The organism is Cysteiniphilum sp. 19S12-1 (genome assembly GCF_052030685.1).
GTDB lineage: Bacteria > Pseudomonadota > Gammaproteobacteria > Francisellales > Francisellaceae > Caedibacter.
In genome coordinates, this window is the sequence record NZ_JBQAJM010000012.1 from 51,929 (window position 1) to 68,472 (window position 16,544).

At 38.6% G+C, this 16,544-nt stretch carries 16 protein-coding genes and 1 other RNA gene; 2 read left to right on the plus strand and 15 right to left on the minus strand.

The window, feature by feature from the left end; genetic code table 11:
* Positions 1-33 precede the first annotated feature (33 nt).
* From ACTS4L_RS05700 to ACTS4L_RS05735, 8 genes are all read right to left on the minus strand, one after another.
* Complete coding sequence (locus tag ACTS4L_RS05700) at positions 34-1,455, minus strand: RNA-binding domain-containing protein (protein ID WP_440651796.1); 1,422 nt, start codon at positions 1,453-1,455, stop codon at positions 34-36.
* Between the two features lie 59 nt (positions 1,456-1,514).
* The gene (locus tag ACTS4L_RS05705; RefSeq protein WP_440616748.1) at positions 1,515-2,012 is read right to left on the minus strand and encodes a hypothetical protein; all 498 of its coding nucleotides are present in this window, start codon (positions 2,010-2,012) and stop codon (positions 1,515-1,517) included.
* Between the two features lie 179 nt (positions 2,013-2,191).
* Positions 2,192-2,680 carry a hypothetical protein gene (locus ACTS4L_RS05710; RefSeq protein ID WP_440616749.1) on the minus strand — a complete coding sequence of 163 codons (489 nt, stop codon included), beginning with the start codon at positions 2,678-2,680 and terminating at the stop codon, positions 2,192-2,194.
* A complete protein-coding gene (locus ACTS4L_RS05715) occupies positions 2,677-2,973 on the minus strand; it encodes a nucleotidyltransferase domain-containing protein (RefSeq protein ID WP_440616750.1) in 297 nt (98 codons plus the stop codon). The genes ACTS4L_RS05710 and ACTS4L_RS05715 overlap by 4 nt, the downstream gene beginning before the upstream one ends.
* Positions 2,974-3,019: 46 nt before the next feature.
* Positions 3,020-4,573 (minus strand): ATP-binding protein, encoded by a 1,554-nt coding sequence (locus ACTS4L_RS05720; protein WP_440616751.1) that lies wholly within the window; start codon positions 4,571-4,573, stop codon positions 3,020-3,022.
* 82 nt (positions 4,574-4,655) lie between these two features.
* The gene (locus ACTS4L_RS05725) at positions 4,656-4,952 is read right to left on the minus strand and encodes a nucleotidyltransferase domain-containing protein (RefSeq protein ID WP_440616752.1); all 297 of its coding nucleotides are present in this window, start codon (positions 4,950-4,952) and stop codon (positions 4,656-4,658) included.
* On the minus strand, positions 4,949-5,401 hold the full coding sequence (locus ACTS4L_RS05730; protein WP_440651798.1) for a hypothetical protein: 453 nt from the start codon (positions 5,399-5,401) through the stop codon (positions 4,949-4,951). The genes ACTS4L_RS05725 and ACTS4L_RS05730 overlap by 4 nt, the downstream gene beginning before the upstream one ends.
* A gap of 35 nt (positions 5,402-5,436) precedes the next feature.
* Entirely contained in the window at positions 5,437-7,770 is a 2,334-nt protein-coding gene (locus ACTS4L_RS05735) for a 2OG-Fe(II) oxygenase (RefSeq protein ID WP_440651800.1), read from the minus strand.
* A gap of 286 nt (positions 7,771-8,056) precedes the next feature.
* Here ACTS4L_RS05735 and trxB point away from each other — a divergent pair, with 286 nt between their 5' ends.
* Positions 8,057-9,007 (plus strand): thioredoxin-disulfide reductase, encoded by a 951-nt coding sequence (gene trxB, locus ACTS4L_RS05740; RefSeq protein WP_440616757.1) that lies wholly within the window; start codon positions 8,057-8,059, stop codon positions 9,005-9,007.
* Between the two features lie 9 nt (positions 9,008-9,016).
* Here trxB and ACTS4L_RS05745 read toward each other — a convergent pair whose 3' ends face one another.
* From ACTS4L_RS05745 to ACTS4L_RS05760, 4 genes are all read right to left on the minus strand, one after another.
* On the minus strand, positions 9,017-11,224 hold the full coding sequence (locus ACTS4L_RS05745) for a RelA/SpoT family protein (RefSeq protein WP_440616759.1): 2,208 nt from the start codon (positions 11,222-11,224) through the stop codon (positions 9,017-9,019).
* Between the two features lie 279 nt (positions 11,225-11,503).
* An RNA gene (gene rnpB, locus ACTS4L_RS05750) (RNase P RNA component class A) lies at positions 11,504-11,900 on the minus strand.
* A 166-nt stretch (positions 11,901-12,066) separates the two neighbouring features.
* Complete coding sequence (locus ACTS4L_RS05755; protein WP_440616761.1) at positions 12,067-12,759, minus strand: DNA-binding protein; 693 nt, start codon at positions 12,757-12,759, stop codon at positions 12,067-12,069.
* 267 nt (positions 12,760-13,026) lie between these two features.
* Positions 13,027-14,211 (minus strand): amino acid permease, encoded by a 1,185-nt coding sequence (locus ACTS4L_RS05760; RefSeq protein ID WP_440616762.1) that lies wholly within the window; start codon positions 14,209-14,211, stop codon positions 13,027-13,029.
* A gap of 187 nt (positions 14,212-14,398) precedes the next feature.
* Between ACTS4L_RS05760 and ACTS4L_RS05765 the strand changes: the two genes are divergently transcribed.
* Positions 14,399-14,788 (plus strand): acyl-CoA thioesterase, encoded by a 390-nt coding sequence (locus ACTS4L_RS05765; RefSeq protein ID WP_440616763.1) that lies wholly within the window; start codon positions 14,399-14,401, stop codon positions 14,786-14,788.
* Between the two features lie 113 nt (positions 14,789-14,901).
* Here the strand turns inward: ACTS4L_RS05765 and tsaD are convergent, their stop codons facing one another.
* The 3 genes from tsaD to ACTS4L_RS05780 form a co-directional block, all read right to left on the minus strand.
* Positions 14,902-15,918: a tRNA (adenosine(37)-N6)-threonylcarbamoyltransferase complex transferase subunit TsaD gene (tsaD, locus tag ACTS4L_RS05770; RefSeq protein WP_440616764.1), complete on the minus strand. Its 1,017-nt coding sequence runs from the start codon at positions 15,916-15,918 to the stop codon at positions 14,902-14,904.
* On the minus strand, positions 15,915-16,130 hold the full coding sequence (locus tag ACTS4L_RS05775; RefSeq protein ID WP_440651802.1) for a lipopolysaccharide assembly protein LapA domain-containing protein: 216 nt from the start codon (positions 16,128-16,130) through the stop codon (positions 15,915-15,917). The genes tsaD and ACTS4L_RS05775 overlap by 4 nt, the downstream gene beginning before the upstream one ends.
* An 84-nt stretch (positions 16,131-16,214) precedes the next feature.
* Complete coding sequence (locus ACTS4L_RS05780) at positions 16,215-16,511, minus strand: hypothetical protein (RefSeq protein WP_440651804.1); 297 nt, start codon at positions 16,509-16,511, stop codon at positions 16,215-16,217.
* Between the last annotated feature and the right edge of the window lie 33 nt (positions 16,512-16,544).

Sequence of the window (16,544 nt, forward strand, 5' to 3'; positions counted from 1 at the left end):
AATTCTTAATCTTTAATTCAATATTTATCATTTTCACTCATCCAACACTTGCCAATGTCCAGACTTAGTGCCTCCCACTCTTTTAAGTCTACCCTCTTTTTTAAGGTTTGCAATATGCTCCTTAATCGTCCCATCTGCCTTAGCCAAAACCCTCATCAAATCTAATTTAGTGTATTTTGGATTTTGCCTTAAAAGCTCTAAAACCATTTCTTTTGTATTTTCTTGAGCGGTTTCTTGGGCGGTTTCTTGGGCGGTTTCTTGGGCGGTTTCTTGGGCGGTTTCTTGGGCGGTTTCTTGGGCGGTTTCTTGAACCAATTTGATTTTAATAAACTTTACCTGCACAAAGCTAGATGCATCATCAATCTCAATAGCAAGTTCTGGATAGTCCTGCATAATAGAATGAATCTTATTAAACCCTGTACCCCACTGCTCAATTATCTCTAAGCGCTTAAGTAACGCACCTAAATGCGGATTTCTTAACTCACTATACCCAAACCCAAGCTTTTCCTTATCAATCACTAGAATGCCAGGACTTGTGATCTCTAACATGTCATCAAAAATAGCAATTTTAATGTCACTGCCTAATATCGAATAATCTCGATGCAGCACAGCATTAACAAGCACTTCCCGTAATGCTAATAATGGATATTCCCACCTATTCTCACGATAAATCTCACCAATCGTAGCTCCAAGTCGAATATTACGTTTAATAAACTCCATTGCGCCTTCAATCGCTTCAATAAGATCATTATCATAAGTTGCCTGATCAATAAAGATTTCTGTCTTGATACCCTTAAAACGTGCACATTCAATTTTTGCATAAGGGAAAAAGGTCTGTTTTTTATCAGAAAACAAAATTCCAAGATTAGTGAGAAAATACCTCCCTCTTTCACTGCAAATCAATTTTAGCTTTTCATACAAGGAAACAGAACCTTGCTCATTTAAACGATGTGTCAGACTTTTGAATAGTCGATATGTTTGAGCTTCCGTTACTTCAAGATCATAATTCACTAAACTGTCAAAATGAAAGTTACGTTTTTCCCTCTCAAGCGAGATTAATGTTTCTTCAGTTGCCAATCTATTACTAGACCCAAGCCTGACATATGTGCCATTTAGCTTGCCTTTACTCCTGATATAATGCGGCTTCTGTGAAGATGAATAAAATTGACAAATCAAAAGCACTTTATCCTGCATAGTATAAGTATAAATCTCTGGAATAATCAGCGGATAGCAGTGATCATAGATAACACTAGTCAAATATTCCTCATGTTCCACAACCTTATCTGCATCGATGCCAACCACTGTGTTATTATCGTCAACACCAATAATTAAATAGCCACCTTGCGAATTTGAAAAGGCACATGCTGTTTTTGCAAATTTTTCTGCAGCAGGAAGTTCTACCTTAAACTCAAGCTTTCTATTTTCTTTTTGCTTAACTAAATCAGAAACTTTCATAACCTAACTATATCTTATTGTAAGTCTAAATGATTTGTCCAAAATAATCTTTTCTTGCTTCAGCATTCCAAATCCCTTAAGTCAACACTCAACATTGGTAAATCATTCATTAATGCCCAAACAGGTCGTGTCATAACATCTGCATCATTGGTCATTTTTAAGAAAGTATCACGCTCATTAGGATTACTCAAAAAAATAGCATTTAACCAATAGTTAGATCTTGCATCTTCTAATTCAGGTATAAAACGAGCCCTCTGACAATCTTTAAAAAATGATTGATAATTAAGCAACCATAATACTAGTAAGTTCTTAACGGCAAATGCGATAATCAACATCACTGTTAAAACAATAATTATATGATTATAACTCCACCCATTAAACACTTGGTAAGACATCACTTTCTCAGGTTGAATTAATACATTAATAAAAGGAATGACTGCACCGATGCCTAAAACAGCAAAAATGCTACCTAAAAAAAACACCATGACATATCGCCAGAAGGCTCTTTTGTCTTTTGCATCCATTATGCCAAAAAAGTAATATTTAAATTTTTTCATCTAGCACTCATTACTACCAGAAGATGATTCAAATAACCAACAACCGAAATTTTTCTATCCACTTTATCTCATGTCCAATTTTTACTTTGAAACTCATAAGTTACTCACTCAAAAACCGCTGCTAATCTTATAAGATACTCTGATAATTCTCAATGCTTAATTTTCAATTTTTAATTTCTCTACATTCTCAATTCTATATTAAGTCTCACTCTACAAAACTCACACACTCTTCCATAAATTTCCGCAAGTTCATCACTTTTGTGATAGATAAGATTAATGCTGTCAACCACTTCAGCTACGTTAAATGAATATTCATGCTCTATTTCATTTCTGGCTTCTCTTAGATTAAGCCATTGATTTTTATCAAGCACCTCAAGCTCTTCAAGCCGGTTTAGAATATCTATAAACGTTTTTCTCTTTACATCTTCCTCTGCCAGCAATAAGACAGCTGGAAAGATTTTGCCTCCCATCGTATCCTGAAGCTTCAAGAATCGATATATCAATCCATCAATAAAACTCAAACTGACATCATCTAATGCTTGGTATGCCTCAACATTAAGCGGCATATGCTCAGCCAAATATTTCTTAGCAGTCTCAATTTTTTCAATGTGCTTATTGCATTCATATATTTTTTCTTGAAATGTATTCAACACACTATTACCACTCATAGCTTAACACCTTTAGTTAATGCTTCTTGCTCAATCAGTCTACTTTCATCCGTAGCAATGATAACATCTATTTTCTGTTCACCTATCAAGCTTTTCACGCTAACCAAAAAATTTATTTTCTTCTCAAGCAATTGATCTCGCGACAACGCTTCATTAGGCACAATATATAAATCAATGTCACCGCCTCTTTTATTATCGTCGACTCTACTGCCAAATAGGTAAACACTACCCGTACCAAAAACCTCTAAAAATGAACTTTTGATTGCTTTAATCTCATATTCTGTAAGCCTCACACCGACCTCCTAATTCATAATTCATAATTCATAATTCATAATTAGTCTAAAATCTCTCCACCGCTAAATTCGCCATATTGCGCTGCTTGTTATCAAAACTCATCCCAATTAAATAGATTGGTTTATTATAAGATTCATACTTTTGTGCATATTGACGTGATTTTATCTGCGCAACAGCATCTTTGGCATCTCCATATTTTTGCAATTTAAACTCAATAATCATTACTTTATCGGGCATTACAAGCGTTAAATCAATTTTTCCATGATTCGTGACATCTTCAGCAATCAGATCATATCCCAGCGCTGCCAAAAAGCTATAAACAATACTGGCGTAAAATCCCTCATATTGATCAATATGATTATTACGATACCAATCATGCGGAATGCTTGCAAAGTGACTACATATAATTTCACCTAAGCGCTCGAAATCATTTTTTTCAAAAGCGCTAATCATATGATCTATCACTTGATTTTTCTTACTGTCATTTGTCGCTATGGTTGCCAGACTATTATTAAGACTATATTTAACTTCATAATTTGGGTAACCTAACCGATAAGCAATAACACGCCCACGGAGAAACATTTCTTTAATCGTTAAGTAGCCTGTCTGAAATAAAAGTGTTTCAATCGGCATATTATCAACATCAAAGGTTTTCAACAAATGCTCGTTGACCACAACACTTTCAAAATCAGGGATAAAATAGCGATTCTTCTCTATCATCTTGATCAAAAACGTTGGCGTTGCCGTTTCAAACCAATAGTTTTGGTAATGGTATTCTTCATCAATAAACAGTAAAATATCAAAGGGATTATAAACTTTTTGCTGCTCCCCCCCCGCAAAGTTATAACCGTTATACCAATTTCTTAACAGCTTTCTGTCAACATTACCTTGATCTAAGTGTGCTTTAAAAGACACTTCAAGCTCTAACTGTGTATAACCACATATATCAGCATAATTAACACCTAAAGTAATATCTTTGAGGTTATTTAAATCACTAAACAAACTCACTTTACTAAACTTTGAGACACCGGTTAACATCACTAACTTAATATATTCATCTTGCGCTTTAATAACACTATAAAAATTTTTCAAACGCTGGCGCATCGCTATCGCAAGGTCACTATTATCAATATTGTCTAAGATTGGTTTATCATATTCATCGATTAGAATAACCACCTGCTGATACTTAGTGCCAAGCGTGTTAATGAGATAAGAAAATTTACTACTGATTTCACTATAAGGTTGCTCAATACTATAGCGCTCATAGTAGACATCTAGAAAGGTGCTAATCTTTTCATCTAAGGCCTCTGGACTTGAGACATTTCCCTCACCAAAACTAAAGTGCAACACAGGGTAAGTCGTTTGCCAATCCCAATGATCCTCAAGGTGCAGTCCTTTAAACAGTGCTTTATTACCTTCAAAGGCATGCTTGATTGTATCAATTAATAATGACTTACCAAAACGTCGTGGACGCGATAGAAAGTAACGCCCAGCACCTTGGTTCACTAGCTTATCAATATGCTTGGTTTTATCGACATAAACATAGCCTTCAGTAATGATTTTATCAAAGCTTGAAATACCAATTGGAAGTCTTTTCATATTTTCCCTCAACCTGTAAAATTTTTAATATTCAATGCTTAATTTTAAATTCTTAACTATTAACTCATTTTATCCATAAGATCTAAAATAGCCTCACGCCATTTTCCTTAATTTCACGTGCTAATAATTCATCCTTTGTATTAAAAGGCACAACATCTACTTCAATTTGGTCAAAGCCCATTTGCAAAAGCGCTGTTTTAAATTTTACTTTACATTGCCAAAATTGGGATTTATCCATTTCAACATCAACTGCCAAATCAATATCACCACCAATCAAAGTATCATCAACACGACTACCAAACAGATAAACTGGCACCTCGCCAAAGCTTTGAACAATCGCTTTTTGCAGAGTTCCTTTGATGCGTTCAGACAGCCTCATTGCTTTAGCACCCTATGCTGCGCACAAAAAGCTAATGTGTTATCATAATACGTTTTCAAAGCATCATAATGATCAATACAAAACTGTAAACCACGCAATGCATCTTCTAGCTCATCAGGATAATCGTGTGCTAACTCATTCCTAATTTCGCGAATTTCTATCCAGTTTTCCAAGGAATCTAAAACACCTTCTTTTACCGCATGATATAACACTTCAGTCATCGCTTTAGCTGGAATCCCCACAATGGCAAACATCATCGGCCAAATTTTAGCACCTAAAAAATCTTGCGCTGAGCTAAATCGCTTTAAATAGGCATCCAATACCGCCCTATCCCGCACCGCAAGATCTTCGAATATTTGTGGGTTATAAATATTTTGGTATTCCAACATTTGACCAATCAATGTTTTGTAATCATCAAGCGCTTTGAAATGTTTATTTAGCTTGTCCATTCTTTTAGCAAAAATTTGCAACCTGCCTTGATGCATTAGACAGCGCCCTCATTAATATTAAAATCAAAACATAATTGTGCTAAAGCACCGCTGATTTTCTGGTATCGCTTAAGTGATGTTGCATAAAGTGCATCATCTTTGGTCAAGACAAGTTTGTGTGGACTGCCTTGTCTTAAAGTTTCGAGCTTTACCGGAACAGCTGAATCATGAACCATACTGGATACATGCTGCCTTTTTGATTCCGCAATCGGCCAGATTTTTGACTGCGCAGCTCTATCATGTAAAAATGCACCCAATTCGTCACATAGTTCACATTTACATGAGTTTTCAAAAGCAATACACCAGTCATCTTCGTCTCTAACACCCATATTCTTCTCTTCCTGAAGTGCCAACCGCACAAAACTAACAATGCGATCAATGTCATAATCCACACGCAGCTCTTTGGGAAGGGAGAAATACCTTTCAAGCACATCCACAAGTATTAAAGGATCTAAATAAAGCTTTCGACTTAGCACTACATCAATCACTTTGTCATGGAGCGCGCGATCTTCTAGATGCAATGCAATAGCTATAAGCTCTGACACCAAGTCATGCCTTATCTTAATCGACTTGACATCAACACGCTCGCGTTTTCTTTCAAGTTGGGCTTGCAGACGCTCAACCTTCTGCTGTAAATGCACATTAAATAAAAAGCGTAATACCTCTTTATCAAGTGAGCTATTGTGAAAGGCTTTTATTAACTGTGGAAAGTCATTGAAACCATCCCACCAACGCTCTTTTTCAATGAGCTTTGAAAACACCTCAATTAACCACTGTGCACCATATTTATCTGACAAATCATGCCAATGCGCTCTATAATCTACGGCAATGAGTTTGATATCAAAGTTTTCTAGAATCTTTTTTGCTCGGGTTTCATCCTCTATATAACTGACAAATTGAAACATTTCACGATATTGCTCAGGCGTTTCAACCTTTTTAACATATGCATTCCATACATTTTCAAGCTCATCAAGCTGGACATATAAATCAGTTTTAACCTTATCTATAGCAGTTCCATCACGCATTGGCTGATAAAGTGAGTTGATATAACTCAAAGGATCAATCTGGAATAATATAGCGCTGGCGTCTGTTTTTTGCCACATCACAATAGCTGCACGCTTGTACCATCGATCCATCGTATTGCCATAATTCCCCATAAAGCCCTCATATTCACTGTCATAGGGCGTGAAATCCTCACCGCTAACTGTGGCATGAACATAGCAACTCTCAACATAGCATGCGTTAAAACTCCTATGATTCCCCTGTCGATCAAGCCAATACTCAATCGTTGTCTCACTATCAATAATATCATTTAAAACATAGTTTGCTTCTTGAGACTCTTCTTTATCGTCATAATAATAGCGTCGTCTCTTGCGACTATAGTAATCCTCATTATCATCATAGCAATCCCAAGTTTCGTGAGAATCAACCAAAGTTAAATAAGCATCTAATTGATGTTTATCAGCCGCTTTTAATAGGGCTTCTACGCGCATTCGATCGTTATTTTTCAAATGCTGCCAGCTCAATCCACTTTCGGTATATTCATGATCCAATAAATAGACAAATTTCAACGGTTTATCTTCATTTTGTCGCCAACTTGGCAACCAATCCCTTGTTGAGAAATAATGCACAATTGCTTTATCAACACGCTTATCAAAGTCGCGTTCAGTTAAACTATTTATTTGACCTTTATAATTCTCTAGAATCAAATTGAATGTTAATACAACTCGATAGCCACTCTTTAATGGTTTTACTTCATGGCGGCAATCCGCATAAAAAGAAAAGACTTGAATAAGCTCACTTTCTTTGGCTGAATCAAAAGTATAGCTGCGACCATTATGCTCGACAATGAGTTCACCACCACTATGTTTTGTTGGCAACACAACAACCATTGTTGCCACCATATTGTCAACTTTTTCGCTATCTTGATGTGGCTTAAAAAAGCAACCTGTTTCATACACCAACATATTATGCAAATCAACACTTAAGGACGTTTCATCCGGTAGACCCAAATCACGCTTTATCCCATAAAGCAAGGGCTCAAACCCTTTACGCCACCCCGTTTTGAGAATATTAAATTTGGTCGGCTTTATTTCCCATACTTTACGGACGGATTCATCTAGAATTGTTTGTTCCTTCAATCCATATTTAGCAGGTTCTGCTAGCGCAATCAGTGACCCAATGACCTCTGTTGTCAGCGGGTATGTTAAACGCCCTAGCTTATTGACATTAATTTGCAAATAGCTAGCATTAACCGTTCTTTGTGCATAAAAATCACCTTTTGGCTCTAACGCCTCCAAGGCTGCTTGAATCTCGTTCATCTTTGCCATCCTATTGATTTTATACTTTAACTGCTTACGCATTCTAATATAGCTACCGTAGAAATACCATTGTAATGAATCAAGAATAAATTGCGTCAGCTAATACTTCTCCCCTTGCGGGATCGCTCGTGCATCTTAAGCTGCACGGGTGAGGGGAGTAATGGAAGCTTAACTTATTTTTGCATTATTATATCGCTTTCCCAACCTCAACTAATTCCAAATCGGCAATAGCTTCTAGCGCGCTTTCCGTTTACCATATTGTCGTTTGATTATTTGACATTACGGAGTGAAAAAGATGGCACAAAATCATCATAAACTTATTATTCTAGGATCGGGACCAGCTGGCTATACGGCAGCCATTTATGCCGCGCGCGCTAATTTAAATCCTGTGATTATTACTGGCATGCAACCAGGTGGACAACTCACGACAACAACTGACGTTGATAACTGGCCAGGTGAAGCAAATGGTATTCAAGGTCCTGAGCTTATGCAAAAGCTGCAAGCTCAAGCTGAGCGCTTCAATACCCAGATGATTTATGATCACATCAATCAAGTAGATCTTAACAATCGCCCTTTCACACTGATAGGGGACAATGATCAATACACCTGTGATGCATTGGTTATTGCCACCGGCGCCAGTGCAAAATACTTGGGGCTTCCTTCTGAAGAAGCCTTTATGGGTAAAGGAGTTTCTGCGTGTGCAACATGTGATGGCTTTTTCTATCGTGGCAAAGATGTCGCGGTTATTGGCGGAGGTAACACGGCTGTTGAAGAAGCGCTTTATTTATCGAATATTGCTAAAACCGTGACACTGGTGCATCGCCGTGATGAGTTAAGAGCGGAAAAAATTCTTATTGACCAAATTATGAAAAAATCAAAAGACGGCAACATTCGCTTTGAGTGGTTTCACACCCTTGATGAAGTATTAGGTAATGACGCCGGTGTCACTGGTGTACGAATCAAAGATGTCAAATCAAATAGCACCAAAGAGCTTGCCGTTGATGGCGTGTTTATCGCGATTGGTCACACGCCAAACACACAGATCTTCAATAATCAACTTCAAATGGAAAATGGTTATATCACCGTCAAATCTGGTCTTACTGGCAATGCCACACAGACATCCGTCGAAGGCGTTTATGCCGCAGGTGACGTGATGGATCATGTGTATAAACAAGCAGTTACTTCAGCTGGTACGGGTTGCATGGCAGCACTCGATGCTGAAAAATATCTTGATGCACTTAAGTAAATAGTAAAACTAAGCGATCACACGTGTGACATTCTCAACATAAGCTGTTGAGCTCATCTTTTTAGCCAACGTATCTAAAGTTTGCATATCGGTTAAAATCAAGCTTAGTTTGATGGTTTTATGTTTATCTGAATACGAAGGTTGTAATGCCGCAATGGTTATCTTCTCAATGTTTAAAATACTGGTGACTTCATGCATCGCCTTTTCAACATCACTACAAATCAACAGCAAATCAACCTGATAACGCCTTAAATCCTTCTTACCCCATTGGACATCAAGCACCCGCTCAGGGGAGCTTAAGCTTAAACGCAAGAAGTTGGGGCACACTGCTCTATGTACGGTCACGCCTCGACCATGTGTCAAATAACCAACAATATCATCACCTTGCACCGGCTTGCAGCATCCTGCCATATGTGACAATAAATTATCAACACCATAAATTGTTAAATCCGTTTTGCGTGCATTGTCTTTTAAGCTTTGCGTGACATTAACACTTTTACTCGCCACTTCTTCAACCGTTGGTTTTTCGACAAGCTTGTAATGTTCAACAATATAATTAACCACTTGATTAAAACGCAGAGACCCCGTTTCAATACCGGCATAAAATGTTTCCTCATCCGCCATATTAAAATGTGAGGCAACCTCAGCATAATCAATTGATTTCAAACGATGCTGCTTTAATTCATCCAAAAGACGCTCGCGACCTAAGCTCGCATTTTGCTCTTTATTTAATTGCTTAAACCAACGTGCCACGCGTGCACGAATTTTCGCTGAATGAATAAAGCCACTTCCGGCATTTGCCCAATCCAAACTGGGGCTTGGTTCCTTGTGAGTGAGAATCTCAACCTTGTCACCGGTGCTCAGTTTCGTTGTCAAAGGCACAATCTTGCCATTGATTTTAGCCCCCTTAGTGCGATGTCCAATCATCGTATGCACCATATAAGCAAAATCAAGCACAGTGGACCCTAACTCCAGATCAATCACATCACCATTAGGTGTGAATACATATACTCGATTTCCAGCAAGCTCTTTTTTAAGCTCATCGTTTTTCAACTCATCGGCGAGCTCAGTCTCCCAGTCAAGTAAGGATCGCAACCAATTAACGCGCGCCTCGTAACTTGGGTCATGCTTGACACCCTCTTTATAGCGCCAATGTGCCGCAACACCCATTTCAGACTCATTATGCATTTGATGTGTTCTAATCTGAATCTCTAAACTCAAATGCTCAGGTCCATAGACAACGGTATGTACTGAGCGATAACCATTGGGCTTAGGCGTGGCAATATAATCAGCAAATTCACTAGCAATAGGCTCCCACAACTGATTAACAATGCTTAACGCACGATAACACTCATCAATCGAATCAACCAATACACGCATCGCCCGAATATCATATAGCTCATCAAGGCTACGTTCTTTTTTGCGTAATTTGCGCCATATGCTATAGATGTGTTTCACCCGACCGGATAGCTCAAAGTGAATATTTTCTTTTTTCAGCTCAGCAGCAAGCATATCCATTGCATCATGAATATAAGCTTCACGCTGTAAACGTTTCTTTTTTAGTCCTCTGGCAATTTTCTTATATTCAACAGGATATAAACAGGCAAAAGCACGATCCTCAAGCTCCCACTTTGTCTTTGACAAACCCAAACGATTTGCCAATGGTGCGTATATCTCAAGGATTTCCTTAGCGATTGTCTGCTTATAGTTTTCCGTCCAGTTCTTAACCGCACGCATGGTGCACACTCGATCTGCCAACTTAACCAACACGATGCGCACATCTTCAACAATGGTTAATAGCATCTTACGAAAGGTATCAATTTGCGCCTGATTAGGTTTGTTATTTTGCAAAGCTCTGACTGCTGACATTGCCGTGGCACCATCAAGGATTTTCAACACCGCTTCACCACAAGCTTCAAGCACAAGCTCTGGCGAAATTTTTTGATTATAATGAAGCTCAAATAACAATGCGGCAGCGACGGATTCCTCATCCGCCTGCAAATCAAAAAGAACTGCTGCCATTTCAACACCATAACCAAAACACGTACCACCATGCACCGAAGGCTCGTCAACACCGTATTGCGCCAAAATATCAATGGCACCGGCAATCGTTGCTAAACGTTGTTTTGGATAAAAGTCTTCTAATAAAGGCAACCATTTCTGAAAATCAATCAACCCTTCAGCGGTTAAAGCATATTTGTCCGTTACTTGCACCATTGCTCTCTATCCAAAAATCATCTTAAAAAAACCAAAGCCCACACTTGGAATTCAAGCTTGCACTATCAATAAAAGCTGTATTTAAGGATAACGAAAATCAGTCAAAAACCCTAGTGAAAGTATGGTAAATATCAAATATCTTGCATTAGGTAAAAAATACTAAGTAATAATTCAAAAATAAGTTGAGCTTCAATTACTCCCCTCACCCGTGCAGCTTAAGCTGCACGACCTCTCCCGCAAGGGGAGAGGTGCTAACTGACGCAACTTATTCAGGATTCATTACTAAGTCAATCGATAAGCCGGGTTCTGTCGTGGACAGTCATTTCTCTAGGCATTATGTCACCATAATGCTCAAGCAGCCTACCCAGTTGCAGCGCGAGCCACACTATTACAACCCTATTTGGCCTTGCTTCAGATGGGGTTTACCATGCCACTTTTGTTACCAAAAGCGCGGTGCGCTCTTACCACACCGTTTCACCCTTACCTATATAACAATACAGGCGGTCTATTCTCTGTTGCACTTTCCGTAAGCTTACGCTTCCCAGGCGTTACCTGGCATCTTGCTCTTTGAAGCCCGGACTTTCCTCGTCCTACCACTTTTGCCGACTCTAAGCTTTTGCTTTATCAAAACTCTGAATTGCCAAAAGTGGTAAGACGCGACTGTCTGATCAACTTAGCAGGCAGAATTATATACCCATCCCAAACCATTTTACAGAATTTTTTGCTTTGTATTTTGCGTGCTTTTGGCAAGTTGAATTTTGATAATAGTCCTAGCTATTACCTGCAATCCAACTTGCTAAAATCTTCACAAACTACTTTACAAGTAAACACTGCAAAATGATTTACGATGGGTATATACTTAACTGACGACGAATGGCAATAATCTCTTGATCATAAGTTGTTTTCAAGCGACTAAACTCTGTTTGCAGTGCTAATAATTGCTCATTAGCCTTTTTTTGAAAATCACGCACTTCTTGATCACAGGTCATACGTATATTAAGTAACTCATTTTGTGCTGTTTGATAATGCTCTTGTGCCAACAAGCGTGTACTTCTAATAATGGCTAATGCCTGAAAAAGCTTCTGGATAATATCAGGCTCTGCCTTTAAACGCTCAGAGGTCAGCGATTCACACGGTGCGATAGCCTCATAAGATTCATCGGAATTGCCATTGCCAATAAACTGCGTTCTTGAATATGATTTTCTGTATTCGCTTTGCCCATGTGAAGATTGCTGTTGACGCATAGGCTTCTTCGATTTAAACCCATTCATATCTGGTCTACGCAATGAAGAAGCGCCTGTATTTTTCGTATCATCCGATCTTGATTGTGAAAATCTAGGTCTTGCATTTTTATTTTCATGCATTAATTGCGCATTTTCTTTTTGCCACTTACCAAGAAGGACCGCAATCTGCGCATGTGTCCCTTTGCCTAACTCGCGACGCACATATTCAAGTGTGACTTTGCGCCCCTCACGACTTAGACGTTCGGCAACAGCAGCAAGCTCATCATAAGTTATCTGGTTATCTTCCGACATGGATTCCCTTAATTAAGATACTTCATATTTTTTAATTTTTAATTTTTTTTAGAATTTTTCCTACTTAGCATTTACTTTTAAGCTTAACTCAATCCCACCAAAGGCTTCGATATTCCAACATATACACTGCCTAAACGGGTCACCTAATAGCAAATGAAAAAAGTACGCTCATCAAATGCGCACAATTTAGTTTTAGCAGAAAATCGCTTTAAAGGTAAATGAAAACGGCTGAATTATGACTAAAAATATGCTTAAGCTCAAGAAAAATCATGCTAATACTGCTAAAAGACCGATACTACTGAGTATTTGCAGTACAATAATAAATGTACCCAATAGGATCAATAATGATAAATACGCTTTACTGGACAGCGTATTACGTCCCTCACTATTTCTTAATGACCATGCCATGCATGCCGGCAGTATAATTAACAAAATACAAACAAAGATACTGGCATAGCCTAATGCCGCCAAGAAGCCATTGACGAAAAAAACGGCAAATATCAGTGGCGGCACATAGGTAATCACAAAGTTTAAAAGCTTTGCTTTAGTCGATTTTTTCAAGCGATAAGCATCTTGATTAAAGTGGAATAGTGCTAACGTCACGCCAAGAAAAGATGTTGTGACTGCAATATTGGAAAAGCCAACGATAAAACCACTGGCTGCATGCACATTCAGTAGATGGTGATATGCCTTACCCAAATCAACCCCATGTGTCATTAGATATTTAAAACCATATTCCCCCAAAACAGGGACAACACCTAATGTGACAACAATCCATACGACATAGACGGCAAATGGCACACTCGCGCCAATAACAACAATTCGTTTTAACTCATGATCATTTTTAAAATAATTGCGAATTGTTGGAATCACAATATGAAATCCAAAAGAGGTTATCAAGATAGGGAAAGCATACCATGCATAGCCAATACCCATGCTTTGTGTGCTCAATAGACTGGTCTGCACATACGGCACAATCACCACAATAATCCCAATAAAACAAAGTGCTTTAAGGGTGAAAAATAATTTATTTAGTTGATCAACTGCCGATGTGCCGAAATAAATAACCGCTCCCAATATCACAGTAAATAACAATGCCCCATAACCACCTGAATTACTTACGCCAAGTACATATTGATCAAGCAGCCCGCCACCCATGGCAATATAAGCGGTCGTCAAAGCATACAGCAGTAATAGATAAGCTAACCAATTGACAACTTGCCCAAAGCGCCCCAAAGTGGCAAACGCCATAGTATTTAGATCCGCCGTTAATGGCTGACGCACATTGACTTCAACAATCAATAAGGCAGTTGTCAACATAATAATCCAATTGATAAACAACAAGATCAATGCGGTTTTAAAACCAACTGCCGCAACAGCGTACGGAATACCGAGCATGCCAGCACCAATCGATGTGCCGGCAATCAACAAAATACCTCCAAGTTTTTTCATCCTTGAAACCGTGTGCGATGTATGATTTTCCAACATTTTTTTGAATCAAAAAATTAGCGAAGCTTCATCTTATCATCACCAGTCAAACTGACAACTAATTTTCTAAAATAGTTTTGTAATTCTCTATAGACGTAAGTAAATGCAACGTGTTTTAATACCTATCGATAAAGAAAATAGGAGAAGATAAATGTATAGCCAAACACTAAGCATCAAGGATGAACATATCGATTTTCAGGGGATTCTTGATGGATTATATTACCCGTATTATATGCAAGAAGTACGCCATGATTTTATGCGTGACGTCTTTGGCATAGATATCGTCAAAGCTGCTGATGAAGGCAAACTCTATGTATTAGCATCTTACGAGCTCAAGTTTAAAAGCTCACTTAAAAAAGGGGACCAAGTTGAAGTCACCTGTGAGCTTACACCTATCAGCAACATCAAATTTGGTTTTCACCAAAAAATGCTTTGCAATGGCAAGATCTGTGCTGAAGCAAACTTTATTGCCACATGCATTCCAGCTGTAGGTGGTCGCCCATTTGTGCCCGAAGAAATCAAAAAAGCATTAGCTCAATGATAAAAAATAAGTTTTCCATTATCTCACCTCGCCCCTTGTGGGAGAGGTCGTGCAGCTCAAGCTGCGCGGGTGAGGGGTAAATTAAAACTAAACTTAAGTTTTCAACTCAAACATTAATGCACATTCAAAGGCGCTCTTGGTTTCACATTAATCGCCATATCATGATCAACAAAGCCATTTGCTAAACGATAGGCTCCTGCAATGGCAATCATTGCACCATTATCAGTGCAAAACTCAAGAGGCGGATAATAAACCTGCCAACGATTTTTAAGTGCCAACTCATTAAGCGCTGACCGCAATCCTTTGTTGGCACTAACTCCACCTGACACCACTAAATTCTTCATAGCTGTATGCTTTAACACTCGCTTGCATTTAATGACAATCGTATCAATTAATGCCTCTTGAAATGCATATGCAATGTCCGCTTTAATTTGTTCACTTTGATGATCTTGCGCCTGCCAAGTATTAAGCACGGCTGTTTTCAAGCCACTAAAACTAAAATCAAACCCAGGTCGGTCACACATTGGGCGTGGAAAAGTAAAAGCTCCCGCTCGCCCTTTTTCAGCAAGCTGCGCTAAATGTGGTCCACCTGGGTAAGGCAAACCCAATAACTTAGCCGTTTTATCAAAAGCCTCACCTGCGGCGTCATCAATTGACTCACCCAGTAGCTCATATTGCCCAAAGCTTTTAACCGCTATTAACTGCGTATGTCCACCTGAGACCAATAGTGCTACATAAGGATATTCAGGTCTAACCTCTTCACTTAGTAACGGAGCTAATAAATGCCCCTCTAAGTGATGAATAGCAACCGCAGGAATATCCAACATATAACTTAATGTTTTAGCAAAAGTTGCGCCAACCATCAGCGCGCCAACCAACCCTGGCATTGCCGTATAAGCAATTGCATCAATATCCTCAAGCACAAGTCCAGCCTTTGCTAACGCTTCTTTGGTCAGCGGAATGAGTTTAGCCACATGATCACGCGAGGCAAGCTCGGGGACTACACCACCATATTGCGCATGCAAGTCAATCTGACTAAATAATGCATTGGCAAGAAGTTTGTGTTTTGAGCCATCATAAATGGCAATACCCGTTTCATCACATGATGTTTCAATACCAAGGACAATCATCCTTTGACAACCTTATCACGCTGTTTTTTTTTGCATGACAGCAGCATCAAGACCATACCGATAACAAGCCCCAAGACAAAAACCACCAACAGTAGCAATATCAACGGTAAATGCAATGTACCAATCAAATAATTAAAGGTTACTTCCTGTGCATTCAACACTGCCAATGCCGCAACCAAAATAAATATAACTACTAAAATTATATATCCCAATAAACGCATTATATCTTCTATAGCATATGCATTAATTCATGCTGCGCATAATAGTATATCTTTATAGGCGTATGCAACACGCCCCTACAAACTTCTATTTTTCCTCTTTTTAAACGACAGATAAAGCTTCTTACGCTTTGCCAATACCAGTGTCCGACTCAACAGCGTGCTATAAATAGGACTTCCACCCATAAAGATTGCAGCAATCGTAGCACTAAAGCAAGTGACAATTAGTGGCAAAATTAAAGCATAATTCATCGTCATCTCAACAACCAGTACAATTCCTGTCACGGCTGTCCCATCTAAAATATGTTGACTTTTGCTAAATTTATCTTTGAATATGTTGACTTTTGCTAAATTTATCTTTGAAGTTGTTAGCAAAGGAATCTACTGTATTAGCTATGACTCAGGAAA